At 46.6% G+C, this 23665-nt stretch carries 24 protein-coding genes; 2 read left to right on the forward strand and 22 right to left on the reverse strand.

Annotation, left to right across the window (positions count from 1 at the left end):
• Positions 1–20: 20 nt before the first annotated feature.
• The 22 genes from TJ79_RS10660 to TJ79_RS10760 form a co-directional block, all read right to left on the reverse strand.
• Entirely contained in the window at positions 21–824 is an 804-nt protein-coding gene (locus TJ79_RS10660) for a hypothetical protein (RefSeq protein WP_238322944.1), read from the reverse strand.
• A 332-nt stretch (positions 825–1156) separates the two neighbouring features.
• Positions 1157–1588, reverse strand: a complete 432-nt coding sequence (locus TJ79_RS10665) for an SRPBCC family protein (protein ID WP_040950282.1) — start codon at positions 1586–1588, stop codon at positions 1157–1159.
• Entirely contained in the window at positions 1585–2088 is a 504-nt protein-coding gene (locus TJ79_RS10670) for a MerR family transcriptional regulator (protein ID WP_040950283.1), read from the reverse strand. Before TJ79_RS10670 ends, TJ79_RS10665 begins: the two co-directional genes overlap by 4 nt.
• Positions 2089–2168: 80 nt before the next feature.
• A complete protein-coding gene (locus TJ79_RS28100; protein ID WP_238322946.1) occupies positions 2169–2507 on the reverse strand; it encodes an ABC transporter ATP-binding protein in 339 nt (112 codons plus the stop codon).
• A gap of 66 nt (positions 2508–2573) precedes the next feature.
• On the reverse strand, positions 2574–2741 hold the full coding sequence (locus TJ79_RS28105; RefSeq protein ID WP_238322947.1) for a hypothetical protein: 168 nt from the start codon (positions 2739–2741) through the stop codon (positions 2574–2576).
• Positions 2742–2873: 132 nt separating this feature from the next.
• Positions 2874–4004 (reverse strand): YheC/YheD family endospore coat-associated protein, encoded by a 1131-nt coding sequence (locus TJ79_RS10680; RefSeq protein WP_040950285.1) that lies wholly within the window; start codon positions 4002–4004, stop codon positions 2874–2876.
• 20 nt (positions 4005–4024) lie between these two features.
• Complete coding sequence (locus TJ79_RS10685) at positions 4025–4777, reverse strand: YheC/YheD family protein (protein WP_040950286.1); 753 nt, start codon at positions 4775–4777, stop codon at positions 4025–4027.
• Positions 4774–6156: a UDP-N-acetylmuramoyl-tripeptide--D-alanyl-D-alanine ligase gene (locus TJ79_RS10690; protein ID WP_162162941.1), complete on the reverse strand. Its 1383-nt coding sequence runs from the start codon at positions 6154–6156 to the stop codon at positions 4774–4776. The genes TJ79_RS10685 and TJ79_RS10690 overlap by 4 nt, the downstream gene beginning before the upstream one ends.
• Positions 6157–6188: 32 nt before the next feature.
• Positions 6189–6656, reverse strand: coding sequence for a low molecular weight protein-tyrosine-phosphatase (locus TJ79_RS10695; RefSeq protein WP_040950288.1), 468 nt, complete (start codon positions 6654–6656; stop codon positions 6189–6191).
• Between the two features lie 97 nt (positions 6657–6753).
• Positions 6754–7743 carry an ATP-grasp domain-containing protein gene (locus TJ79_RS10700; RefSeq protein WP_040950289.1) on the reverse strand — a complete coding sequence of 330 codons (990 nt, stop codon included), beginning with the start codon at positions 7741–7743 and terminating at the stop codon, positions 6754–6756.
• 19 nt (positions 7744–7762) lie between these two features.
• Positions 7763–8617: a glycosyltransferase gene (locus tag TJ79_RS10705; protein WP_162162942.1), complete on the reverse strand. Its 855-nt coding sequence runs from the start codon at positions 8615–8617 to the stop codon at positions 7763–7765.
• A 106-nt stretch (positions 8618–8723) separates the two neighbouring features.
• Positions 8724–9830 (reverse strand): UDP-N-acetylglucosamine 4,6-dehydratase family protein, encoded by a 1107-nt coding sequence (locus TJ79_RS10710; RefSeq protein WP_337588940.1) that lies wholly within the window; start codon positions 9828–9830, stop codon positions 8724–8726.
• 11 nt (positions 9831–9841) lie between these two features.
• A complete protein-coding gene (locus TJ79_RS10715) occupies positions 9842–11008 on the reverse strand; it encodes a DegT/DnrJ/EryC1/StrS family aminotransferase (protein ID WP_081756844.1) in 1167 nt (388 codons plus the stop codon).
• A gap of 296 nt (positions 11009–11304) precedes the next feature.
• Positions 11305–11931, reverse strand: a complete 627-nt coding sequence (locus TJ79_RS10720; RefSeq protein WP_040950291.1) for a type 1 glutamine amidotransferase family protein — start codon at positions 11929–11931, stop codon at positions 11305–11307.
• A 109-nt stretch (positions 11932–12040) separates the two neighbouring features.
• Entirely contained in the window at positions 12041–13003 is a 963-nt protein-coding gene (locus TJ79_RS10725) for a helix-turn-helix transcriptional regulator (RefSeq protein WP_040950292.1), read from the reverse strand.
• Positions 13004–13478: 475 nt separating this feature from the next.
• Positions 13479–14570 carry a nucleotidyltransferase domain-containing protein gene (locus tag TJ79_RS10730; RefSeq protein ID WP_040950293.1) on the reverse strand — a complete coding sequence of 364 codons (1092 nt, stop codon included), beginning with the start codon at positions 14568–14570 and terminating at the stop codon, positions 13479–13481.
• Between the two features lie 179 nt (positions 14571–14749).
• Positions 14750–16588, reverse strand: coding sequence for an ABC transporter ATP-binding protein (locus TJ79_RS10735; protein ID WP_238322949.1), 1839 nt, complete (start codon positions 16586–16588; stop codon positions 14750–14752).
• A gap of 25 nt (positions 16589–16613) precedes the next feature.
• Positions 16614–17057 (reverse strand): MarR family winged helix-turn-helix transcriptional regulator, encoded by a 444-nt coding sequence (locus TJ79_RS25920; protein WP_052339482.1) that lies wholly within the window; start codon positions 17055–17057, stop codon positions 16614–16616.
• 247 nt (positions 17058–17304) lie between these two features.
• Positions 17305–18054, reverse strand: a complete 750-nt coding sequence (locus TJ79_RS10745) for a class I SAM-dependent methyltransferase (protein ID WP_040950294.1) — start codon at positions 18052–18054, stop codon at positions 17305–17307.
• Positions 18055–18161: 107 nt separating this feature from the next.
• Positions 18162–18713, reverse strand: a complete 552-nt coding sequence (locus tag TJ79_RS25925; protein ID WP_052339484.1) for a GNAT family N-acetyltransferase — start codon at positions 18711–18713, stop codon at positions 18162–18164.
• 15 nt (positions 18714–18728) lie between these two features.
• Complete coding sequence (locus tag TJ79_RS25930; protein ID WP_052339485.1) at positions 18729–19607, reverse strand: MerR family transcriptional regulator; 879 nt, start codon at positions 19605–19607, stop codon at positions 18729–18731.
• Between the two features lie 160 nt (positions 19608–19767).
• Positions 19768–21663: a PrkA family serine protein kinase gene (locus TJ79_RS10760; protein WP_040950295.1), complete on the reverse strand. Its 1896-nt coding sequence runs from the start codon at positions 21661–21663 to the stop codon at positions 19768–19770.
• Positions 21664–21891: 228 nt separating this feature from the next.
• Here TJ79_RS10760 and TJ79_RS10765 point away from each other — a divergent pair, with 228 nt between their 5' ends.
• Both TJ79_RS10765 and kduI read left to right on the forward strand, forming a co-directional pair.
• Complete coding sequence (locus TJ79_RS10765; RefSeq protein ID WP_040950296.1) at positions 21892–22671, forward strand: DUF2161 domain-containing phosphodiesterase; 780 nt, start codon at positions 21892–21894, stop codon at positions 22669–22671.
• A 127-nt stretch (positions 22672–22798) separates the two neighbouring features.
• Positions 22799–23632: a 5-dehydro-4-deoxy-D-glucuronate isomerase gene (gene kduI, locus TJ79_RS10770; protein ID WP_040950297.1), complete on the forward strand. Its 834-nt coding sequence runs from the start codon at positions 22799–22801 to the stop codon at positions 23630–23632.
• Positions 23633–23665 lie beyond the last annotated feature (33 nt).

Raw genomic sequence — 23665 nt, forward strand, 5'->3', positions numbered from 1 at the left:
TTCCCAATCCCGGCATGACCTTAATCGGTTGAACCTCCATCCATTTGGCCTGCATTCACTATAAATGGAGAAGTCATCCGGTTGGTAAAGTCATTTACAATATTAAGGAGATGCGTCTTCTCCTGACGAAGCGCATCGTATTTCTGTTTCATTTGGGAGAGTTCGGCTTCAAGCCGTGCAACTTTCTCATCAAGCTCGCCGATTCTTTTATTCTTTTCAGCGATTGTCTCGTTATACTTCTGAAGCAAGCCTGCATAGTTTTGTCGTTCAAGCTCAATGACGCTTTTAAGCTCCTCGATTTGGCCAGACAAAGTGGACTGAAGCTCTCGGTAGTCTTCCATCATCTGGTCGACCTTAAGATTCTTATCGGCCAGTCTTCTCTCCAACTCCAGGATACTCTTCTCGCGTTCCTCGATAACCTTGCTCAGATTCTTCAAGTCTTTGTTCAATCGATCGTTTTGACCGTTCGCATGGCTCAGTCGATCCTGCAAATCATTGTAGCTCATTTCGATCTGCTGTTTGGCCTTAATCATCTGCTCAACGGCAAAAACCAGGTCGAGAGACCTTTTGTCCAAGTGGCCCTTATTAACCAATATTGAGCTTGAAGACTCTTCATTCGACTCGAATTTAGCCGAACGTTCCGACATTTCCTCTTGCGGCTCTTCCAAGTCACTCCTTACACCGAAATCTTCTTGCGATTGTTGAACCTCAAGACCATTCTTCTTCTTTGTGAAAGGAGAAAACATAGACGAACTCACCTTTTCTGAGAAAATGTTGATAGATGTCGAAAAAAAGTTTCTTTCATTATAAAATAATTTATTCACTTTATATGCGGGGCTAAAGCACCAATTTGTGTATATAGATTAGGAAGAAGTATCCACTTGGGCATCGGCAACTCTGTGTTGGCCACAAAATATTTCAGGGGCAATCCCATAATGGGACTGCCCCAATTCTTGTCAAAAGAGTGAATAATATTTAGCGCTAGTTAATTCGGTCAGCAGTTCATTCAGCCAGCAGAAAATCGCTTCATTGCCCTTGGCGTAAAACGACTTCGGGATTAGTCCAAGCCTCAAAAGCTAGTTTCCAAGGAGCAGCAAACTCTCTTATAGAAATAACGGTATTATTCTCCAGGACAGCCGCCATGGCTGCCTCTCCTTTATATCGTCCTACCCAGTGCATCCAGCATCTCGTTGGTACCTTGCTCGCGTACTTCCGCCGTATCATACCCGTCGAAAAACGCTCCTTGCTCGGTAAAGACCAGCCTTGTCCCTTTTTCAGCGAAAAAAAGTTCAATGGTAGTTATCGAAACGGAGATGCGAACGTCCCCTGAATCCAAGCTATAGGTGTAGACAATGCGTTCTTCCGGAACGATTTCTTGGTAAACGGCCTCGAAAGTAAAAACCGGCCCTTCCGGCGGTCCTCCGCTGCTGGCTTCGCGTCCTCCGACACGGAAATCGAAGACATCAGCTTTAGAAAACCATTTTGCTTTAGCAACCGGGTCGGACCAGGCACGGTATACCTGCGCCGGCGTTGCAGCATAGGTTCGCTCGACAGTAAAGGTCGCATGTTTGACAATTCGTTCGGTCACGGTTTGTCCTCCTCTAGGTTCATCTTTTGTTCCTCGGTAAGAAAATCCCCCAACAGATCCAGCCGCTTCTCCCAGCCTTGCCGCCAATCGACGGCCATCTTCTCATGGCCCCTTTTCATTGCTTGCAGCAGTTTCGTGAAATCGTCGACGGTGAGCGCCGCCTTGCCCTGCATAAGCTTGGATGCGTGCTGCAACTGCTCCAGGAGCTTTTGCTGCCGGTTGATTTGATCTTTAATCCGCTCGATTTGCAGGTTCACGATTTCAACCGGGCTGAACCGTTCGCCGCTCAGAACCGACTCAATCTCATCCAAGGATAAATCCAGTTCTTTCAATGATAAAATCTGCTGCAGTCGCATCAAATCGGATTCATCGTAAAGTCTGTGTCCCGACTCCGTTTGCCCGGAGGGTGAGAACAGACTGATCTGATCGTAAAACCGCAAGGTGCGTACGGTTTGTCCCGTCAGCTTTGCAAGGTCCCCAACCTTCCAATAACGCTTCATACTCAACCCTTTCGTTTTCGCCAAGCTTATTACCGGTAACTTTATTATAAAACATTACGTTGCGTAAGGTTCAAGTACATTTATTCCCGGCAAATCATTAGTTTGTCCACTTGGCCGACTAATGCAGTCATGGTTCCCGCGTCTGCGGTGAACGAAATATTTTGCAGCGCCTGTTTGTCCTGCTGGTACGTAAAGCCGACTCTGTCAAAAACGATGTCCTGCATAGCCAAGTCAGCAGGTGTTGCTCCCGGTTTATCGGTGATCGCCGGCTCCATATCAAAATAGTCGAAAATCCGCTCGAACAGCGCCGTCGACCGCTTGATGTCCACATAAAGGTTGGTCAATTGGCTGAACGGCCCGTAAATCCGGCCAAGCAGCGCGACAAAGCCGATGATGGCTCCCACGGAAAACTTCCCCATGAATGAAGAGATAACCGCCGTATAAATAAATGATCATCGGTCCCATGCTGGTAAAGGTCGACAGGGTCATAAAGAACCAACGGCCCGCCATGGACTCGCGGATTTGCAGCCGGGTAGACTCTTATTGACGGCTTGGAATCCCGCATATTCCTGCTTCTCTTTGGTAAAAAGCTTCATCAAGAGATAGCCGCTGATACTCAGCGTCTCTTGAATGATCTGGTTTTGCTCGGCCATTTTTTCCTGTTAGTTATAAATATCCAAATGGGCATCGGCAACTAATACATTCAGCCCCAACGATATTTCACTGTCGGTACAACCCTCTGTTAGCAATTGGTGAAATAACCAAGCAAAGCACGCACTGATCAATTAATCAGTGCGTGCCTTTTCGAGGCATATATATTTGGCATATTCAACCGGATTTAAAAATGTTCTATGAAAAGTTTGCGGATCGTAAGCTTTTTGCATAGAAACTTTGGCCGATCTGGAATTCGGTTCGATAAACCATATCTCTCCGTTTTTATCTATGCCAAAATCTATTCCGATTTCACCAAAGGTTCCGTAAAGCTTCTCCAGCGTCAAATAGATGTCCAACAGAAATTGATGTACCTTGCTGGTAAGGGAATCGATCTCTTGTTCAGGGATAAGTTGGAATTGTCTAAGAAACGTTTGGAAGGGAAATGCGTTAGAATGAATCGTGATTGGCGCGTTTTCTTGACCTAATCTTCCGCATATCCCGGCAACTTCCAATTGTCCTCGGCCGTTTCTTTGCAGTTCCGCACGGAAATCAACTTTGCTCGCCCCAATTTGAATCAAATCGATTTCTTTTTGCATAACAAAGCTTCTACCGTTAAAATATTTTCTTACTAAATCAATGAGTTCCATTGCGCCAGCTGCTATTTGGGTAAAGATCTGGTCATGCATGTAACTGATTTGATAGGATTTATCAGGTAGCTTAACGACACTCAACACCTGTTTTCCACGGCCGCCGCGGCCTGCCTTCAAATACGCCCTTGGATGGTTGGACAGAAACAAGATTAAATCTTCATCACCTTCGCATAATTCAGTGATGGGAACATAATGGCTCACCTCAGGGACCTCTTTCAATCTGCGATAAACATCCACTTTGTCAAAAAAAGAGTTGCTATTGACCTTTTTAATATTTTTTCTGGCAAAGATATCTCCGATATTTTGGGCTAACATACTGTATTTTTCGCTTCCGCCGGTGCCCCGCCGATCATATAAAACGTCCGGAAACGGAAAGACCTTCTCTTTCCACTCGTCAAACTTTGCAGACCAATACAAGCCTCTTATCGATTCATTCTTAGAATCTACCATTAAGGTCGAGAAATAAAATAATGACACCTGGGCTTCCTGGCCTGCCTTAGCGAGCTCCTTCATACGAACGTAACTGTGGAAGTCATAGTTTTTCCTCTTGATATTGCGGATCGTATGATGGAGAACAAATACGCCTATCAATGGTTTGGATTCCTTATCCATAATCTAATCTATCTCCTCCGTTATGAGGACATGGCTTTAATTTCCTGATATTGCGAGTAAACAGAATTGCTGCCCTCAATTATCTTTGCCGGCTGCAACGGATTTAAGTTCACTTCGTAAACCCATAATTGGTTTCCTGAATCAATTCCCACATCTATGCCGTACTCTTTGTAAGGAGGATACATCCCGTTCAGCGTTTGGCCAATTGCTTCCGCACATTGTTTAAATGATTCAAGCATTTTTTGCTGTGTTTCCTCATCATAAAGAAGATGCTTTTGAAACAATGTCTCCATAAGCAAAATTTTGCCGCCCCTAGCCACATTTGTCGTAATCTTCTCATTCGAATCCAATCTGGCAAACATAGGTCCAAGCTTCCATGTTCCATTCACCCTAAACACATGAACCCGCATATCGAATGGGTCTCCATCATACGTTTTGCTCGTTATTGTCCGCTGGATCACATGTCTGGAATCGCCGGTAAGTCGGTGTAACACACTCCATAACGTGTTCAAATCAGGGCAGTTAACGCTGTATGAATTCGTCCGAAGGAGGTACGTCCCGTCATCGGCTCGTTGCACACGCTTGATGCCGATTCCTTGTACGCCTCTATCCGGTTTAATGTATACGTCCTGATGGGCCTCCGTCATTTTAATAAGTGATTCCCTGTATAATAATTGAGTATCGGGAATATATCTTGCCGTCGAAGGGGTTTCAGAGAGTAGAAAGGACACCGCCAGCTTGCTTCTAATGTGATTTTTTTTAATATTGCTCAACTGCTATCACCCCAATATCTCTTCAAAACTCCTATCAGATCGCGTACTTGTACATAAGGAGATGCTTTGAATAAAATAACACAGTTCAGAACGAGCGCCTCCAAAAGCTCTTGTTCGGCCTCGGGGATGGTTTGAAAATAAGAAATTTTTGCAGAAGGGCAGCCCTCATCTCGAGCGCCATCGGCGTATTCCGCCGCCCATTTTCCGATGGCGATTAATTTGTGAAACCGCATTTGTCCGATTAGCTTTCCGATTTCATAATGCACCTGGCGATTATAGGCTTCAAATTCCATTCTCGGACCCTCCATATCCCCCATCACCAGGATGAGGGGCCGGTTTTGCACAAGATCCGGAATAGCCCCGAACAGCAGCCGGACGGAATCGGGATTTGCATTAAAGTTATCGTTGACCACGGTTATACCTTGCGGACCGTGTTCAATTTGTTGTCTCGCGAAATAAGGTCTAAAACGGGCTAATCCTTGAATAATCACGTCAGGTTGCAAGCCTAGCCGTAAACCCACCATAATGGCAGATAGCGCATTGCCGACATTATATTTGCCGAACGCATGAATAAGGCAGTCGAACTCCATGTCCTTTACATGTGCAGTAAAATAAGTCCTTTCAGCCTTCATCACGATATTTGAGGCCCATATGTCATGCTTGGGGGATAACCCGAAGCGGAGAACCTCCCCCGAATAATGCCAAACAGGAAACTTTTTACAGTTGGTGTCTTCCCCGTTCATAATCAGGCATCCGTCTTTCGCAAGATGATTCAGAATCTCGCTTTTGGCTTTAATAATGTTCTCCATCGTTCCTAAACGTGATAGGTGGGCTCTTTGCAGTGAAGTTAGTACGGCGATGTCTGGCTTGACGAGATTTGAACAGAAACCGATTTCTCCTGGCTCGTTCATGCCAACTTCGAACACACAAGCCCGATGCTTTTCATTCAGACGAAAAATGTTATTGGCAACGCCGCGGGGATGGTTTTTATTCTTTAAGCTAATAAGAGTGGGATATTGGGCTTGGAGGATGGAGCCGATCATATCTTTCGTAGTCGTTTTCCCGGAACTGCCGATGACTTCGACGACCGGGAAGGCAAATTTGTCGCGGTAATATGCGGCGAGACGGTAATAAGCTCGATTGCTATCAACCTGTATGACGTCGATGCCAGCACCCGCCCACTTGTCCAAAGTCAGAAAGTGCTTTTTCTTCACGACGATGCAGGTAGCACGGCGCCGTACCAAATGAGTCAACAGGGCATCCTCATCAACCATACGGTTGAACAGAAAATACAGACAATCGGACATAGGTTTCTGATAATCATTTCGAATCCGTTGCACCGGCCGTTGAAAATCCATTGTCAGAAGCTTGCCTTCCATTACCTCGGCAAGCTCTGTAACCGTAAAGGAGCTCATGACGGCAGATCTTCTTTATCTCTGATAAAGGAAAGAATGGAGCGGCAGCCCTTATCAATCATTTCAAAAACGTACTCATATTCCTTAGTGATCGACGGGTCCGGAATATCCACGATGTGTGAGCCAGGTTCAAACTCTGAAAACAATCTCACATCCACCTTTCCGAACATTTTGATTAATTTGCGTAGGTTGGACTGGTCCATGGCAATGACATAATTAAATTTTTGCATATCCTCTGCGGTCACCTGCCGTGAACAGGAACCGGCATAAGAGATACCATTGCTTTTCAAAACTCTTCGAGTCCCAGGATAAGGGGGCTCTCCGGAATGCTTGGAGCTTGTTCCCGCCGAATCCACCATAATTACATCTTCCAAGCTTTCAGATTTCAACAATTTCCGGAACAGCAGTTCGGCCATGACAGAACGGTTAATATTCCCTTTGCAAACAAACAAAACGGTCTTCATCTGTCTTTGCCATCCGCCTTCCTTTAAGCGGCCTAAGATAGGTTATGGCGATAATGATTTATAGAGACGGCATTATTACCTGATGAATATGCACCATTTATGTGATTACACGCCCACAATCGATAAAAAAAGAATCGTCATAGCGAAGCATGACAAGCCCATCCGTCCAATTGTCCGTGTCCGTCCAAGTTAGTGGCATCTTTAAAAGCCACTGGATAATGGATTCGGGATATTTGGCGCCGGCAGCCAAGGTGAGCGGGACTCCCCCACCAAAACGCGGATTGATTTCATTAAATATGATTTGCCCCGCTTCGGTTACAAAGCATTGAATCGTGATGCAGCCTATTGCTCCCGGAAGAGCTTCCGCAACTTTCTTTGCCTCAGATATGATTCTGCGGTCTTTGACCGTCATCCCTTTGCTTACTTCTCCCGCCCTTGTTTCCATGCGCAATCGCGGTACAGCCGCATACGCTTTTCCCGCAAAATCCATTAAGACGTCAACCGTATATTCCCTGGCTTTAATGTATTTCTGCAGGATCGGCTCGGGTATATATTTCAAAAAAAATGCTAACTCTTCCGCATTGTTGATGGATGTAACTCCTACACTGCCGCTGCCGAAAGCCGGTTTTATAATGTAGGGATAGCTCGCAATCGGGTCCGACAAAATTTGCTGTACGTCCAATGAATCCGTCGAGGTCACTTGTATTTTTCTAAAAAACGCAGCCGTATTTCTTTTATCGCTGCAAATTCGGATGGTTTCCGAAGAGCTGACAAGAACGCAGACGGAAATTTTTTCAAACTCTGAACGGTGATCGGCAAGTACCTGCAATTCGGTATCGATTAAGGGGATGACAAGCTTGATGTCGTGCTTGATGCAAATTTCGAGCAGCTTCGGAATGTAAGCCGCTTCCGCCGCTTCCGGGAGAATTTCATGAACATCTCCTACGAAAGCGGCGGGAGCGGTTTTTTGCTTGTCTGCAGTCACGATGGTCCCTTCCGGCGATAATTGAACCAGCGCATCTTTAATATATTTAATTAACGATACTCTTCGTCCGGCACTAGTAAATAAAATATTGAACGCACTCATGTTGCTCTACCAGCCCCTCCTATCTGGTTTTTCCCGTAAATCTCCAAAGCTCGTCTACGAATTCTTTGACCCTGATTTCGGTTGTATGACGGGAATGAACCAAGTTATAGCCGTTTCGGCTAATTTCCTCTCTTTCATCTTCATGCTCCAAATAATATTTTGCTTCGTCCAAAAAATTCTTTTTGTGGATGTGAACATAGGTATGTTTATCGACGAATCCCAAGTCTATCAGCTCGGGAAAATAATCGGCCAGCAGCAATGTTCCGCAAGCCGGGACTTCAAAGAACTTTCCGACGGCAAAATGATATCTTGATCCGCAGGTGAGAAACATTTTCGCGCGGCTGATCTCCATCGCATATTGTTCGTCCAAATAGCTCGATTGCGCTTGTTCTTTCGAAAACCACGTATATCCCGGGTGATCATGCGTAACAAATCCTTCCATATCCGCCATTGCCCGCAATATTTTCTTGCGAAGTGGGTATTTAAAATTGACCTTACCCATCATTAAATAATCAATTGTTTTTTCCAATTGATAGTTATGAAACACCTTCGGATAAACGTGGTTAGGCAGCCACCTGAACCGATCCTGAAATTCCGGAAAATAACGTAAAAAGCTGTCACGGTAATGAGCAAAAACCAGATCAAATTGATTCTCAATCACAAAATCTCTGAACTCGTCTCTGACTCTAAAGACATCGTGAAATAATATACCTTTGGGAATATTTATTTCATTCAGACCTGAGGGAATCCCGTAAACCCCTCTAACCGATTCAAAATCGTCAAAATAGATAAAGTCCGGAACAAAATCAAGCTGACGAAGAATATCCGGCAGATACCCGCCGCTTTTTCTCTTGTCGCTGAATTCTCCTTTCACGAAGCGTACGTGGACATCCCGCCGCTTCGCTAATTCCAGCTTAAAATAATGATCGGGTTTGTAAGTGAAAGTTGACCAATTGATAGAAAAATATAAGATATTTATTTTATTCATTTGCGGGCCTATCTTCTCTTCGTCTCGAAACAGTTCCTATTGGATATTCCGCCAGGAATTGTCCGGTAACGGAACGTATTTTCTCCGAAAGATCAAACGTATTCTCAGAAGAAACCATCTTTTCCAAACTCGATATCGTAGTTAACAAATTTTCATTTGAGAATTCAGCCGGTTCACAAGCAAAGATGAAATCGTGTTTCGTCTTATTTATTTTCTCTTCGGGACTGAACAGTTGTTCCGCCAGTTTCTCGCCAGGGCGTATCCCTGTATAGACGATCTGGATATCTTTATCCGGTTCTAACCCGGTTAAACGAATGAGCCGATGGGCCAAATCGAGAATTTTAACGGGTTTTCCCATGTCGAGAATAAGAATTTCTCCTCCTTGGGCCATTGTGACGGCCAGTAAGACAAGCTGCACCGCTTCCGAAATCGTCATAAAGTAGCGAACCATATCCGGATGCGTTACCGTAACGGGTCCCCCATCCTCGATTTGGCGTTTAAACAGAGGCACAACGCTTCCCCGGCTGCCAAGAACGTTCCCGAACCGAACGATTAGAAATTTCGTTGCTTGGGATTTGCCCATATTCAACAGCATAAATTCGGCGAGCCGCTTGGTAGCTCCCATGACACTGGATGAACGTACCGCCTTATCCGATGAAATAAACACGAAGCATTCCGCTTTATAGGATATGGCGCATTGAGCAACATTCCGGGTTCCAAATATATTATTTTTTACCGCTTCGGAAGCGTTATTCTCCATCATCGGCACATGCTTATGCGCCGCCGCATGAAAAATAATTTTAGGCCGATAATGCGAAAATACGTCGTTCAGTCGTTTCTTGTCCTGGATATCGGCAATAACCGCTTCGACATCGATTTCGGGAAATTTGTTTTTCAATTCGCTTTCGATATTATAAATGCTGTTCTCGCCGTGCCCGAGCAAAATGATCTTTTCGGGATGGAAACCGGAGATTTGCTTGCAAAGCTCGGATCCTATCGAGCCTCCGGCCCCGGTTACCAGTATCGCCTTACCCTGCACAAATTCAGCTGCTTCATGCAATTGAATAGGAACCGATTCTCTCCCTAAAATATCTTCCATTGTTATCACAGCTAACGAATCCCTCCTTTGACGATTGCTTTTATACATTCAATCACCCGATCTTGATCATCCTCCGATAGATTGGAACCGGAAGGTAGACATAGGCCTTGGTTAAACAATTGGTCGGATATGCTCATCTCCGGGCTATGAGAGAAGTACGCATTTTGTTTATATAGCGGCTGAAGATGCATCGGTTTCCAGACGGAACGGGCCTCTATGTTTTCTTCCGCCAACGCTTCTATGATTTCTGTAGCGGAAACGCCGGCAAGCGACGGGTTGACCGTCAGCGCGGTCAGCCAACGGGTAGATTTACTGCCGGCCGGCTCTGGCATGAACGCGATGCCATCGTTGGCTGACAAAGCCGAATAATATCGGTGGAAAATTTGTCTCCGCGCATCAATTCGTTTATCGATCTCTTGTAGTTGTCCTCTCCCGATGGCGGCCAAGATGTTGCTCATCCGATAGTTGTATCCCATTTCACTATGCTCATAATGCAGCGCCTCATCGCGCGCTTGTGCCGCCCAGAAACGAATCTTATTCAAGGCATCGCGATCGCCGGAAACAATCATGCCTCCGCCCGATGTTGTAATGATCTTGTTGCCGTTAAAGGAAAAGATACCGAACTTGCCAAAGGTACCGCTGGCTTTTCCATTGTATAAAGCTCCTAGCGATTCCGCCGCGTCTTCGATAACCGGCACGCCAAATCGATCGCAAATCTGCAATATGGATGTCATATTTGAGCTTTGTCCATACATATTGACGACGATAACCGCTCGAGGCAGCCTGCCTGCTTGTTCGCAATACATGAATGCCGATTTTAAAGCCGAGGGCGACATATTCCATGAATCCGGTTCAGAATCGATAAATACAGGTATGGCCCCTTGATATAAGATCGGATTGGCGCTGGCAACAAACGTGAAGGTCGAACAAAAAACGATGTCCCCTTGTCCAACGCCCAAATATCGTAGCGCGAGGTGAATCGCGCTTGTTCCGGAGTTAACGGCCGCGGCTTCATTCGCGCCGACATATTGCGCCATCTCCTTCTCAAATGCATCCACTTGCGGACCGAGAGGCGCTATCCAATTCGATTGAAATGCCTCCTCTACAAAACATAGCTCCTCGGTTCCCATATGGGGAGGAGACAAATAAATACGTTTCTTTAGCGTTTTCATCAACATCTCCTCCCAGTAAGAAAAAGAATCCAGCATAAAATATGCTCTAGGATAACGTCGTGCTATGGACAGATCCATTATCGGATTGTTTTTTCCGCCAAGGGAAGGGATATGGTAACAATGAAATCAAAGGAGGCAAATGTCCAAAAAAGGAAAAGGATTCATGAACGGTACAAAAAAAAGAGGGGCTCACGGCCCCTTCTAAAAAAAGCAAATGCATAACCACATAACTGATTCAGTTCCGCTGCTGCTCCGGAGTCCGCACATCATACGCGCAAGCGCCGATTCCCTATCCTATACTGTCATTGGATTGAGCTCATTAGCTCGTAGAAGTATTTAGGTTCATGAGTTTTGTTAAGACGATACCAAGCGTCTAATGTTTTGGGAGAAAATACATCTAGCACTTTTAAAACATGAACAGAAAATTCTAATGGAGCTACTCCGGATGCAGTGATCAATCTCCCATCGGTGACAGCAGATTCCATTTTGTAATATTCTTCGCCCGTGTAAGAATGGCAAATCATTTTAAGGTAGGCCAAATCATTGCTTGTGTGCCAACGTGAATCTAACAATCCTGCTTGAGCAAGTCCTAAGGTAGCACCGCAAATTGCTCCAACTACTATCCCTTCCTTTAAACACATCTCGGCAATTTTTAATATGGGTACGTGAACAGCTTCTGTCCATGTATTTCCACCAGGTAAAATCAGTGCATCTATGCTTTTAATGCTGCACTCATCCACTTTAACATCAGGCATTATTTTCAATCCGCCCATTGTAGTTACTGGAGTCTTTTCTATTCCAACGGTGACTATTTTTACTGGAGCCAGCCCCTGTCTGAAGTATCTTCCAGAGTTCAGTTCGGCGGCTAAATAACCTATTTCCCAATCGGACATGGTATCAAACACATAAAGATATACTGTACTATTCATTTTTTGGTCTCCTCATAAAAATCATTAGGTAACAGCAACCTTTCATCTGTAATGAGTGGTTATCATTATAATAAAACACTTTCACTGACAACTGCTGTCAGTGAAGTTGTTAAACTTGGTAATATTCCATTAACTCTGAAGCAACCTCCACAAGTTTATTCTTTAGATTCTGTGGCTCTATAACTTGAATGGATTTCCCATAGGGAAGAATTATATACGGAACATGTGTATACAGTAATTCTTCCTCAAGTAAAAAAATGGCTTGCGTTGATGTCCGCTCCTGCAAATGATGCTCCAAAAACCAATGAATGCATAAATCATCCAACGCCTCTGCCCTGCCACCAATAATTAAAGAAATTAATCCGGATTTATCTACTACATCTGGTAACAGATTTTTCATAAAAAAAGTACGCGCTGAAAATTCATTGGGACGCCTAAATGAGAATGGCGTGCGTGTGATGTTCAGAATTCGTTCTACCCGAAAACTGCGGATCTCATTCCGCAGGTGGCAAAATGCAATTGTGTACCACTTATTGTTCCAATTAACCATGCCATAGGGGTCTATTACCCTATTGGGGGACTGCTCATCATGACTGTTACGATAAGAAATTTCTACAGACCATTCATTTGCTACAGCGTGCTCCAATTCCTGCAATACCGGCTGAACAGCGGGGTATCCCCTACGGTTTATTACTTCAAATCCGGCTAAATGATGGCTTAGTATACTTTCCTGCTCCTGATTCGAATACATTTTCAACTTGGATGTTGCATTCTCTAATGCCTCACTCAAAGGATAGCCGGCTTCTTTTGCAAATAGGGCAGCATGAAGCAGTGTCTTTTTTTCATTAATACTAAATAGCAGAGGAGATTTGATAAAATTGTGCAGCAAGCTATACCCACCATTGTGCCCTGTGTCGGATATGATAGGGACGCCACTGGCACATAGTGCATCCATATACCGATAAACTGTTCTTATATTTATCTCTAACTTTTCCGATATTTGCTTCGCAGTCAATTTCTCTCCCGAATTCAACATCCATAGAATTGTTAGCATATTATCATTTTTTGGCATAACATAACCCTCACCTTTGATTAACACTATACTTAAATTCTAACAAGTAGTGTTGATACACTCCTGAGTTCCTTATTATTAATAATCAACTCTGGATCGGCTACACTAAGTTAGACAGAAAAAAGAGCCCTTATTATTTTTGTTCAGTTTTATGTTGATAATCCAGATATTTCGTCCGTTGAAGTTTCTCAGCACACCCTACGCACGGAACGCCCCAATTTTGAAAAACGCAGCCCCGACGGACTGCGTGCGTTTATCGTGTGTGGTGGACCTTAGCGGGATCGAACCGCTTACCTCTTCACTGCCAGCGAAGCGCTCTCTCAGCTGAGGTAAGTCTACTAAACCTTCATCAACATTACATTTGAGTGGTACTGTCACATCTCATTTTCGAACCATCAATATGACCGACTCCACATGTGAGGAGTTTCCAGTCGGCAACATTGAATTGCTGCTCGCCGCCTTGGCAACCCGTCAATCAAACCGTCTTCATTTTCATATATTGGTCATATAGCTGCTCAAACGCATCGTATCGTTCCACTTTTCTTCCTACCTTGTTGTATTCATCCAGATAATCATCCATCGCCTGCAGGAATTTGTCTTTAATTAAATAAAGTTGATCGGCGTCAAAATATTGTAAAAGATCAACCTTTTTTGTTCCGATCGATTCTGTCATTTCATCAAGGAAGTTTTGCGCGCCCATGGCTGCATGAAAAGCGTATGATTTATCATTTAATTCAGCGCTTGCGATAATTTTGTTGCGGCAGTTGCACCACAATTCCTCGTATGTACCGCGAAGGTTATCAAATGTCGGGACGGGCTGCACGCTAAACTTCTTATCCATCCTATGATAGAGGTCATTCATGCTTTTCAGCAATCGACAAGAGGCTCTTCTTATTTCATCCACCGTCTTCGCACAAATCACGGCCATATAGTTGTTTTCATAGTTTTCAGGAATGTATCGGTATTCCTTTGTTTCCTCTAGGTATCGCTTAATACCGCGTTTCAAATAAGTATTGTTCAAATGGGTCAATGCGTTTACCAGGTTGTATACAACTCCACAAGAAGCATACCGAACCGTACCGAGATCATCCGAAAGCAAGGTATTGGCATAGTCCTGTTTCGCAATGTCTATGTGTTTTTTCGCTCTCCCGATACACTCACTGCCGATGGGCTTGGCCAAAGTATCCAGCGCCCTTTGTTTATAGGAATTGAATTTTTCCATATACTCCGGCTTTGCACAATATAAAAGCTGCATATCAATCAGATGCGAAACCATTGGACTCTCCAGATTGGCTTCGGCCTCTATTCTTGTTTCCCACGGAGTACAATATAAATCGTATCCAACATCATCCAATATAAAACACAACGATATGCCCCAACCGCGGTCCGTATTATTGATAATGATGAGATCCAGGTCACTTTTTTCATGAAAATCTCCTGTGCTAAACGATCCTGTCAACCCAATGATTGCGATGTCCTCGGGAAAGTCTCTTTTGACGCGTTCAATCACCATATGAATCATATTTTCGTTTTTCATGATAAGCATTTGCCTAATAAGATCATCCATGAATTTCACACTCCTCTAGGTCCTTTCTTTTTTTGCATACAAGTCCCTGTCAGAGTCCATTATATAGGCGTGCCGCACCAAGTTACATTCCGATTTTCATTATAAAAAAGAAATACCTAGAGCGGCTCCATCTGTTTTTCCTCGGCCATTCGCCATTAGCTCTATTCCATTTTTATCGATTATGCGTCCGCCTCAAGCTTTTTGCGCTCGAACTGCTTGTTGTACAAATCCGTATAAACGCCATTCTTGACGATGAGCTCCTCATGCCTTCCTTCCTCCACAATGGTTCCGCCTTGCACCACCAGGATTTTATCCGCCGCCATGATGGTGGAGAGACGGTGGGCGATGACGATACTAGTCTTGTTGCGCAATAAGAGTCCCATCGCCTGCTGGACATAATATTCGGAGGCGGTGTCCAAGGAGGACGTCGCTTCATCCATGATGATGATCGGCGGGTTTTTCAGCAGAACCCGGGCGATAGAAATGCGTTGTTTCTCCCCTCCGGACAGCTTGATGCCCCGATTCCCCACCACCGTCTCGTAACCATCAGAGAAATCCATAATGAAATCATGAATATAGGCCGCTTTGCAAGCTGCGACGATCTCCTCGTAAGAAGCGCCGCTATTCGCGTATAATAGATTCTCTTTTATCGTACCGTTAAAAAGATAGCTGTCCTGCGTGACCAAGCCAATTTGTGAACGGAGGGAGTCCAGAGTCATATCGCGTATATCCGTCCCGCCAATGCGGATGCTTCCCGTGCCCGCCTCATAAAGCCGAGGAATCAGGTTGGTGATGGTCGTTTTCCCGGCTCCACTTGGCCCGACTAATGCAGTCATGGTTCCCGCGTCTGCGGTGAACGAAATGTTTTGCAGCGCCTGTTTGTCCTGCTGGTACGTAAAGCCGACACTGTCAAAAACGATGTCGCACATAGCCAAGTCCGCAGGTTTTGCTTCCGGTTTATCGGTGATCGCCGGCTCCATATCAAAATAGTCGAAAATCCGCTCGAACAGCGCCGTCGACCGCTTGATGTCCACATAAAGGTTGGTCAATTGGCTGAACGGCCCGTAAATCCGGCCAAGCAGCGCGACAAAGCCGATAATAGCTCCCACGGAAATTTCCCCATGAATGAAGAGATAACCGCCGTACAAATAAATGATCATCGGTCCCATGCTGGTAAAGGTCGACAGGGTCATAAAGAACCAGCGGCCCGCCATGGACTCGCGGATTTGCAGCCGGGTAGACTCTTTATTGACGGCTTGAAATCCCGCATATTCCTGCTTCTCTTTGGTAAAAAGCTTCATCAAGAGATAGCCGCTGATACTCAGCGTCTCTTGAATGATCTGGTTTTGCTCAGCCATTTTTTCCTGGGTCTCTTTGGCTAGCTTCCAGCGTACGCTGCCCATTTTGCGGGTGGGTATGAGAAAGAGCGGGACGATGACGATACCGAGAAGCGCCAGCTTCCAATTCATGACTAGCAGCGTGATGACGGTGCTGGAGAGGATGAACAAATTGCTGGCGAAGCTGACCACCGTACTGTTGAATACCCCCTGGATGCCGGAAATATCGCTGGTCATCCGGGTGATCACTTCCCCCTGTTTTACCGCTGAATAAAATTGCAAAGGCATCTGTTGCAGGTGCCGGAACATTTGGTTTTTCAAATCGTAAACGATGCTTTGGGAGATAAAGGAGTTCAGATAGGTTTGCAGAACTCCGAGTAAGCCGGATGCCAACGTCGTTCCCAGTGAAGCAAGCACCAGGGTAACCAGCAGCCTCATGTTTTTCCCGGGCAAGGCATGGTCTACAATCTGTTGGATGAAAATCGGCGGCAGAAGACCAAGCACCGACGTCATCAGCAAAATAAGCAGAACCAAAAGGGTTTGCTTCCAATAAGGCTTAAAATAGTTGAAGATCCGCAGCAGCATCGCTTTGGATATATTCGGTTTCTCCAAATTGTCATCAAACTTCATTCGTCTGAAGCCGGAGCCGGCCATGCCCGCCCCGCCGTACATTCTTCCCATATTGGTTTCCTTCTTTTCCGTAGAATCAACTCCGGAGGTTGCTCAGCAGCCGTCTGTGCAACTCCAGCATCCGGTCGATCTCGTCTTGGGAAAATGCTTGTAACGCTGCCTGTAGCGCGGTAAACGGAAGCGCCTCCTTATTGTAGCGTTCGCACAGCGCTTCCCCTTCCGGTGTCAAGATTAGCTTTGTTTCCCGGCGGTCTGTTTCCGGGATTTCCCGGATGACCAGCCCCTTTTCCACAAGTACGTCGATATGAATGCTCACCCGGCTTTTGGAAAACAGCAAGTGTTCGGTGACCGCCTTTTGCGTCAAGCCCGGCTGCGACCGGACATGATTCAGGATAACCATCTGGCTCATGGTAAGGCCGATCTCTCCTGCGCTTTGGTGCGACAGCTGTTTTAACTGCTTGGTGACAGCAAAAAAGGACTTGTAGACTTCGCCGGCTACGGTATGGTTCGTATCATGCATGGGTTTGCACCTTCCATTAGTTTCGTATGTAAACTGTTTCGTGTGTGAACCAATTATACAACAGTGAATCTGAAGAAGCCAGTCGAAACTGTCATATAAGTCTCTCGGCTATATCCCCCTCCTTTTAGGCAGCCAAAACAGTGCGATCATAAAAAAAATCCTGCACTTATTGCAGGATTCAGATTATCGAGTTATGTACGCTCTGTATAGTTATGAAATATCCGTGGAAGAGGCTAATACAGTACACTTATCGTTTTCTTGCCTTGATTACAAAAGTTAAAGGAAGCATCTTAGCTTTTTTTGCAAAATCACTGTTATCGTCCAACGATTGCATAATTTCATCATCAGATTGCTCAATCATTTGCTCAATGACAAATCCCGCTTTTGCCAACGCATTCACATAGGTTGATAGTTTACGGTCCGAAAGCGTTAGGTCACCTTCTCCTGCTAAATCAAGAGATACCGAATACCAAGATTCATCGAAATAACTCTTGTTAAAAGCAAGCTTGTCATTTTCTGCAACAACACACTTGTGTATAGGATGAGACCAACTGAAAATGAATACGCCGTCTTTTTTTAGGTAAGAAGCGATCCGACAAAAAGTACCCTCAAGGTCGGTGGTCCAGCCTATGGCATAAATCGAATAAACAAAGTCAAAATAGTCCTCTGGTATCCCACATTCTTCTTCCATGGGAGAACAGATCAATTTTGCTGAAAGGCCACACGACGTCAAATGTTGCGTTGCCTTTTCGATTTGTTTTTCTGATATATCCAAACCCCATAGCTCAGATGCTTTGCGGTCCCCATGATACTGTAAGGATTGACCGTTTCCACAGCCTATCTCCAGCATCTTTTTTCCTGAGACATCACCAAAAAGTTGGCATTTTTCTTCTGAGACTAATGCCCCGAAAAAAGGAAGCACGATTACTCCTAAAAAGTCATTTCCTTTTGTATTCCAATAGAAGCTGTTTGTTTTATAAACTGCATTCTTGTCCATGCTAGCGCCCTCTCCAATATAAACTTTCCACACTGCGCATTATCCAACTACAGTTCAATATAACACGATTCATTCTTAATATTTAAAATGGTTGTTTCATAGACGGCTTACGTTGCCAAGAGCTCGTAAACACTCACATATTGCTCGGCATGGGCATAACGGAACCCGGCCTTTTCCAGCACCCGACGGGAGGGAACGTTTTCGTGCTCCGCTTTCCCTACGATCTTCGGCTCCGCCCCCCTTTGGAGCAAATGAGCGATCCCCCATTCCACCGCTGCTTTTGCCGCCTCCGTTCCATAACCGTGACCTTGATAGGCTTCCCCGATGTGGTATCCGATTTCCACATCTTTCAATTCCTCATCCGGTCCGTGAAATTTCGTCAAGGCGACAAAACCGATCAAATCCCCGGTTTCCTTCAACGTAACAGCCAGGCCACAGCCTGCGCGTTCCTCAAGTAAATGAACCTTTCTAGACCATACCGCCCTGATTTGTTCAAATTCTTTCACCCAAAACTCCTCCGTCAAACAAGCAGGCTCTTGAAAGTAAAACCACCGCCGACGGGAGCCTTCGTTGCACATGGCGACATAAGCCTGCAAATCGTCCAGTTGGAAGGGGCGGTAAACAAGCCGTTCGCTCTTAAAATAATCATAGTCAGACATCACAATGACCTCCTGTCATTTTAGGGCCACCGGCTGCCAAAGCTCCATTTCCGGTTGAACCGGCACTTCCAAACGGTCTTCCTCGTAAACTTCCACGGCGAGCATCTCGGTCATCCTATAGCCCGATTTCGAAAGCCATCCGTTGTACAGGTAATCGTAAGCGCCTTCCAGCGCCGAGTTGGTGAGCGTTTCTCTGTCACCCGCTTGAAAGGTGATCCGAGCATACAGCCCCGCAGGCAAAATGAAGCTGCGCATGCCTTCAGGAATGGCACTCAAACTATTCACCTGCATCCCCATCATGTAAGTGCCCACACTCATATCCTTTTCGCATTCGCACACAAGCCCAAAACTTCTCGTAGGAAGCGCCTTTTGTGGGATCATGCCGGGCTCGTCGTTGCCATAAAATGAGCTGATCAAATCCTCTATGATGATCATCTTCTCTTCCTTGTGGTTGTAAGGAACGCGCGCTGCTCGTCCGATGACGGGAAGGGGCTCGGGGAGTTCGAAAACATCCGCACGGTATTGAGTTTGGAAGCTTTCCGCCGTGTAAATCCCTTTTCCTTGACAAACGCGGTTTTCCAGCTCCGACAGCTCATGTTCGACGATTTCTAGGGATTGTTTTTCCGAGCGGATGGCCGCTAGCTTAGCTTGAACAGACTCCCTCCATGACTTGGGCTCCTGCTGCAGAAGATCGCGGATTTCTTCCAAGGAGAAACGTAATCTGCGCAGATATTGAATTTGCCTCATGCGTTCGAGCTGCTTCACTTCATAAAACGCATAGCCGTTGACCGGATCGATATTCGCCGGCTCCAGTAGACCGATATCTCTATAGTACCTTAACGTCTTTTTGGATACGCGATGCATACCCGCAAACTGTCCGATTGTATATCCCATGAGCTCACCTCTGTTTGCATCATAAGGCATACCCCAAGGGCGCAGTCAAGGACAGAATCGTCGGCTATCACCTCGATTACGGCATTATTGATCGGGACGTTCTAATACAAGGAAAAGAGCGGCTATTCACCGCTCTTTTCTTATCTTATTCACTAACGCCTCACCGGTTCAGCAGACTGCCCACATATTTCAGCAGCTCGTTGGCACAAATCGGGCAGTAACCGTGGCTGTCGATAAGACGCGCCGTTACCTCGTTGATTCGCTTCAGCTGGCGTTCGTCCGGCGTCTTGGTGGAGGTGGTGATTTTCACCACGTCCTTGAGGTCGGCGAACAGCTTCTTTTCCACCGCTTCCCGCAAGCGCTCGTGGGTGCTGTAATCGAATTTTTTCCCCTTGCGGGAGTAGGATGAGATACGGATCAATATTTCTTCGCGGAATGCCTTTTTCGCATTCTCCGATACGCCGATTTGCTCCTCAATGGATCGCATCAACCGCTCGTCGGGGTCGACGCTTTCTCCGGTGAGGGGGTCTTTGATTTTCCCCCAGTTGCAATAGGCTTCGATATTGTCGAGGTAATTCTCGAACAGCGTCCGTGCCGATTCCTCGAAGGAGTAGACGAAGGCTTTTTGGATCTCCTTTTTCGCCAGTTCGTCATATTCTTTACGGGCAACGGAGATGAAGTTAAGGTACCGCTCCCGCTCATCTTTGGTGATGGAGGGGTGCTGGTCCAAGCCGTCCTTGATGGCTCTGAGCACGTCGAGAGCGTTCATGCACTGCACATCCTGGCGGATCAGTGCGCTGGAGATGCGGTTGATGACATACCGGGGGTCGATGCCCGACATACCCTCTTCCAGAAACTCAGACTGCATTTCTTTCAAGTCCGCTTCCTTGTAACCTTCGATGGCTTCCCCGTCGTACATCCGCATTTTTTTCACTAGATCCATGCCCTGTTTCTTCGATTCTCTGAGCCGGGTCAGGATGCTGAAGATCGACGCCGCCTTCAAGCTGTGCGGAGCCATGTGGATATGGTTCATGTCGCTCTGGCCGATCAGCTTCGTATAGATCTTTTCCTCTTCGCTCACTTTCAGGTTGTAGGGGATCGGCATGACGATCATCCGGGATTGCAGTGCTTCGTTTTTCTTATTGGAGATGAAGGAGCGGTACTCCGTTTCGTTGGTGTGAGCCAGAATGAGCTCATCCGCCGATATAAGCGCAAAGCGCCCCGCCTTGAAGTTGCCTTCTTGTGTAAGAGATAGCAAGTTCCATAAAAATTTCTCGTCGCATTTCAGCATTTCCTGGAATTCCATCAGTCCCCGGTTGGCCTTATTCAGTTCGCCGTCAAAACGGTACGCCCGGGGGTCGGACTCCGAGCCGTATTCCGTTATGGTGGAGAAGTCGATGCTGCCGGTGAGGTCGGCGATGTCCTGCGACTTCGGGTCCGACGGACTGAAGGTCCCGATGCCGATGCGGTTCGTTTCGGAAAGGAGCACCCGTTCCACTTCCATATCCTCAATACGGTTGTCGTAATCCGTTTTGAGTCGCAACTGGCAAGACGGGCAGAGCCCCCCTTCGATCCGCACGCCTAGCTCCTTTTCCACGTCAGGCCGCAGATCCAGCGGGATTAAATGCAGCGGTTCCTCGTGCATGGGGCAGCCTTTGATCGCGTACACTGCCCCTTCATCGGTCCGGGAAAAGCGTTCCAGGCCTCTTTTCAGCATCGTCACCAAGGTTGATTTGCCTCCGCTCACCGGGCCCATCAAGAGCAGGATGCGCTTGCGGACATCCAGACGGCGGGAAGCGGAATGGAAGTACTCTTCAACCAACTTCTCCAGCGTGTGGTCCAACCCGAAAATTTCATTTTCAAAAAACTTATATTTGATCCTTCCGTTCTCTTCCGTCGTTCCTGCGGAAGCGATCATTCGATATACACGGGTATGAGCAGTCATGGCGAGCCACGGTTCTTTTCGCAGCTTGTCGAAATACTCGGCAAACGTTCCCGTCCACGCCAGTCTCTCATTTTCCGCCCGATGCTCCGAAATCTTTCGAAAGATGTCCATGGAAAGCTTCCTCCCTCCTGCATGAAATAATTAACGTAATAATACGTATGCATGGGACAGGTCGAAGTTTACCGAAAATTCAAACGTTTCTTGAGCAGCAGTCGAACAACGCAAGCGAACATTCGTACGGCTAATCCGCAAAGCTATGGTATAATGGCGGTATCGCAACCGTCCCCTCAAGACGGCTATAGAGGCGGAATTTTCCCGATATAAGGAGCGGAAGAAACAATGCCCGTTCGCAGCGAAACGGAATTATACGAACCGGTGAAACGTTTTTTTGAAAAGATGGGTTATGAAGTAAAAGGCGAAGTGATGAACTGTGATATGGTCGCCATTCGGGAATCGGAAGAACCGGTGCTGGTAGAATTGAAGAAAACCTTCAATCTGCCCCTGGTGATTCAGGGCATCGACCGACTGCGCCGATCGAACCGAGTTTATCTGGCAACGGAGCAAAACCGCAACGGCCGCGCTCCACACGGCCTCGGCTGGAATGATTTGACGCGGTTATGCCGCATGCTGGGCTTGGGCCTCATGGTTGTTCGCTTTTACCAGCGGAAGTCCCCTGTGGTGGAAATTCTTTGCGATCCCGAACCCTATACCCCTCGAAAAAATAAAAAAGGAGCCGCACGTCTTATGACGGAATTCCGCGAGCGCAGCGGCGACTACAACACCGGGGGCAGCACCCGGCGCAAGCTGATGACAGCGTACCGAGAGAAGGCGCTGTTATGCGGCTATTTTCTGCAGCAGCACGGTCCCCTCTCGACCCGAAAATTGCGGCAGATTACCGGCTTCAAGCAAGTGCAGAGCATCCTGTATCATAACCACTACGGTTGGTTCCGCCGCACTGGGTTGGGCATTTACGAACTGACTCCGGCAGGCGTGCTGGGATTGGAGGAGTTTGCCCCTGCACTGTCTGATATCCTGTCTGTTCGGAACCTTGCCTTCGAAACAGCAGCAGCAGGCGCATCCGAATCGGTGGAGTCGCCGATTGTCGGCACCTTAAGGTGATTGATTCCCCCCACGATAAAATCGCAAAATTTGCACATAAAAAGAACCTAAATGAACTTGATTGAACGTTCAAATTAGAGTAAATTATACCTTGACGAACATCAAACCGTTAAGGAGCGATTATACGATGGATATCCGTTATGCCTCCCATCCGAGAGAAGTGAAAGCTTACGACACCACTCGCCTGCGGGAAGAATTCCTCATCCAAACGTTATTTGTCCCAGGAGAACTGAACCTGACTTACACCCATGTGGACCGTTTTATCGTCGGCGGAGCAGTGCCTATCGGCAGCGCCATCAAGCTGGAAGCGGATTTGAAGGAAATGGGTTCAGCATTCTTCCTTGAACGCAGAGAGATCGGCATCATCAATATCGGTGGAAAAGGCACCGTAACCGTTAACGGCGAAGTTTATTCCATGGACACCAAAGACGGACTTTATATCGGCCTCGGCGTTCAGGAAGTTCAATTTGCCAGTGACGATGCGACCCAACCCGCTCGGTTCTACTTAAACTCTACCCCAGCCCACCATGCTTATCCGACGGCGAAAATCGCCATCAGCGACGCTTCTCCCAACCATCTGGGCAGCCTCACCAATTCGAACGAACGTACCATCTACCGCTACATTCACCAAAATGGCGTAAAAAGCTGCCAGCTCGTCATGGGCCTCACCATGCTGAAGCCGGGCAACATGTGGAATACGATGCCCTGCCATACTCACAACCGCCGCTCCGAGGTCTATCTTTATTTCGATATGCCCCAGGACGGAGTAGTCTTTCATCTGATGGGCGAGCCGGATGAAACCCGCCATTTGGTGGTGCGCAACGAAGAAGCGATCATTTCTCCGAGCTGGTCGATTCACAGCGGCGTAGGCACCAGCAACTATACGTTCATTTGGGGCATGGCCGGCGAAAATCAAATTTTCGAGGATATGGACGCCGTCGCCATGGAGACTTTAAAATAGAGGGATGAACACGCCCGTCGACCGGCATCGGCA

This window comes from Gorillibacterium massiliense, assembly GCF_000455485.1.
GTDB lineage: Bacteria > Bacillota > Bacilli > Paenibacillales > NBRC-103111 > Gorillibacterium > Gorillibacterium massiliense.

Excerpts from the sequence above, each read along its gene's own strand:
- TJ79_RS10670 (WP_040950283.1), bottom strand. The coding sequence starts at position 2,088 with ATGAAGCGTTATTGGAAGGTTGGGGACCTTGCAAAGCTGACGGGACAA.
- TJ79_RS28100 (WP_238322946.1), bottom strand. The coding sequence starts at position 2,507 with ATGGGGAAGTTTTCCGTGGGAGCCATCATCGGCTTTGTCGCGCTGCTT.
- TJ79_RS28105 (WP_238322947.1), bottom strand. The coding sequence starts at position 2,741 with ATGGCCGAGCAAAACCAGATCATTCAAGAGACGCTGAGTATCAGCGGC.
- TJ79_RS10680 (WP_040950285.1), bottom strand. The coding sequence starts at position 4,004 with ATGGATAAGGAATCCAAACCATTGATAGGCGTATTTGTTCTCCATCAT.
- TJ79_RS10690 (WP_162162941.1), bottom strand. The coding sequence starts at position 6,156 with ATGGAAGGCAAGCTTCTGACAATGGATTTTCAACGGCCGGTGCAACGG.
- TJ79_RS10695 (WP_040950288.1), bottom strand. The coding sequence starts at position 6,656 with ATGAAGACCGTTTTGTTTGTTTGCAAAGGGAATATTAACCGTTCTGTC.
- TJ79_RS10700 (WP_040950289.1), bottom strand. The coding sequence starts at position 7,743 with ATGAGTGCGTTCAATATTTTATTTACTAGTGCCGGACGAAGAGTATCG.
- TJ79_RS10710 (WP_337588940.1), bottom strand. The coding sequence starts at position 9,830 with ATGGAAGATATTTTAGGGAGAGAATCGGTTCCTATTCAATTGCATGAA.
- TJ79_RS10715 (WP_081756844.1), bottom strand. The coding sequence starts at position 11,008 with ATGTTGATGAAAACGCTAAAGAAACGTATTTATTTGTCTCCTCCCCAT.
- TJ79_RS10720 (WP_040950291.1), bottom strand. The coding sequence starts at position 11,931 with ATGAATAGTACAGTATATCTTTATGTGTTTGATACCATGTCCGATTGG.
- TJ79_RS10725 (WP_040950292.1), bottom strand. The coding sequence starts at position 13,003 with ATGCCAAAAAATGATAATATGCTAACAATTCTATGGATGTTGAATTCG.
- TJ79_RS10730 (WP_040950293.1), bottom strand. The coding sequence starts at position 14,570 with ATGGATGATCTTATTAGGCAAATGCTTATCATGAAAAACGAAAATATG.
- TJ79_RS10735 (WP_238322949.1), bottom strand. The coding sequence starts at position 16,588 with ATGGGAAGAATGTACGGCGGGGCGGGCATGGCCGGCTCCGGCTTCAGA.
- TJ79_RS25920 (WP_052339482.1), bottom strand. The coding sequence starts at position 17,057 with ATGCATGATACGAACCATACCGTAGCCGGCGAAGTCTACAAGTCCTTT.
- TJ79_RS10745 (WP_040950294.1), bottom strand. The coding sequence starts at position 18,054 with ATGGACAAGAATGCAGTTTATAAAACAAACAGCTTCTATTGGAATACA.
- TJ79_RS25925 (WP_052339484.1), bottom strand. The coding sequence starts at position 18,713 with ATGTCTGACTATGATTATTTTAAGAGCGAACGGCTTGTTTACCGCCCC.
- TJ79_RS25930 (WP_052339485.1), bottom strand. The coding sequence starts at position 19,607 with ATGGGATATACAATCGGACAGTTTGCGGGTATGCATCGCGTATCCAAA.
- TJ79_RS10760 (WP_040950295.1), bottom strand. The coding sequence starts at position 21,663 with ATGGACATCTTTCGAAAGATTTCGGAGCATCGGGCGGAAAATGAGAGA.
- TJ79_RS10765 (WP_040950296.1), top strand. The coding sequence starts at position 21,892 with ATGCCCGTTCGCAGCGAAACGGAATTATACGAACCGGTGAAACGTTTT.
- kduI (WP_040950297.1), top strand. The coding sequence starts at position 22,799 with ATGGATATCCGTTATGCCTCCCATCCGAGAGAAGTGAAAGCTTACGAC.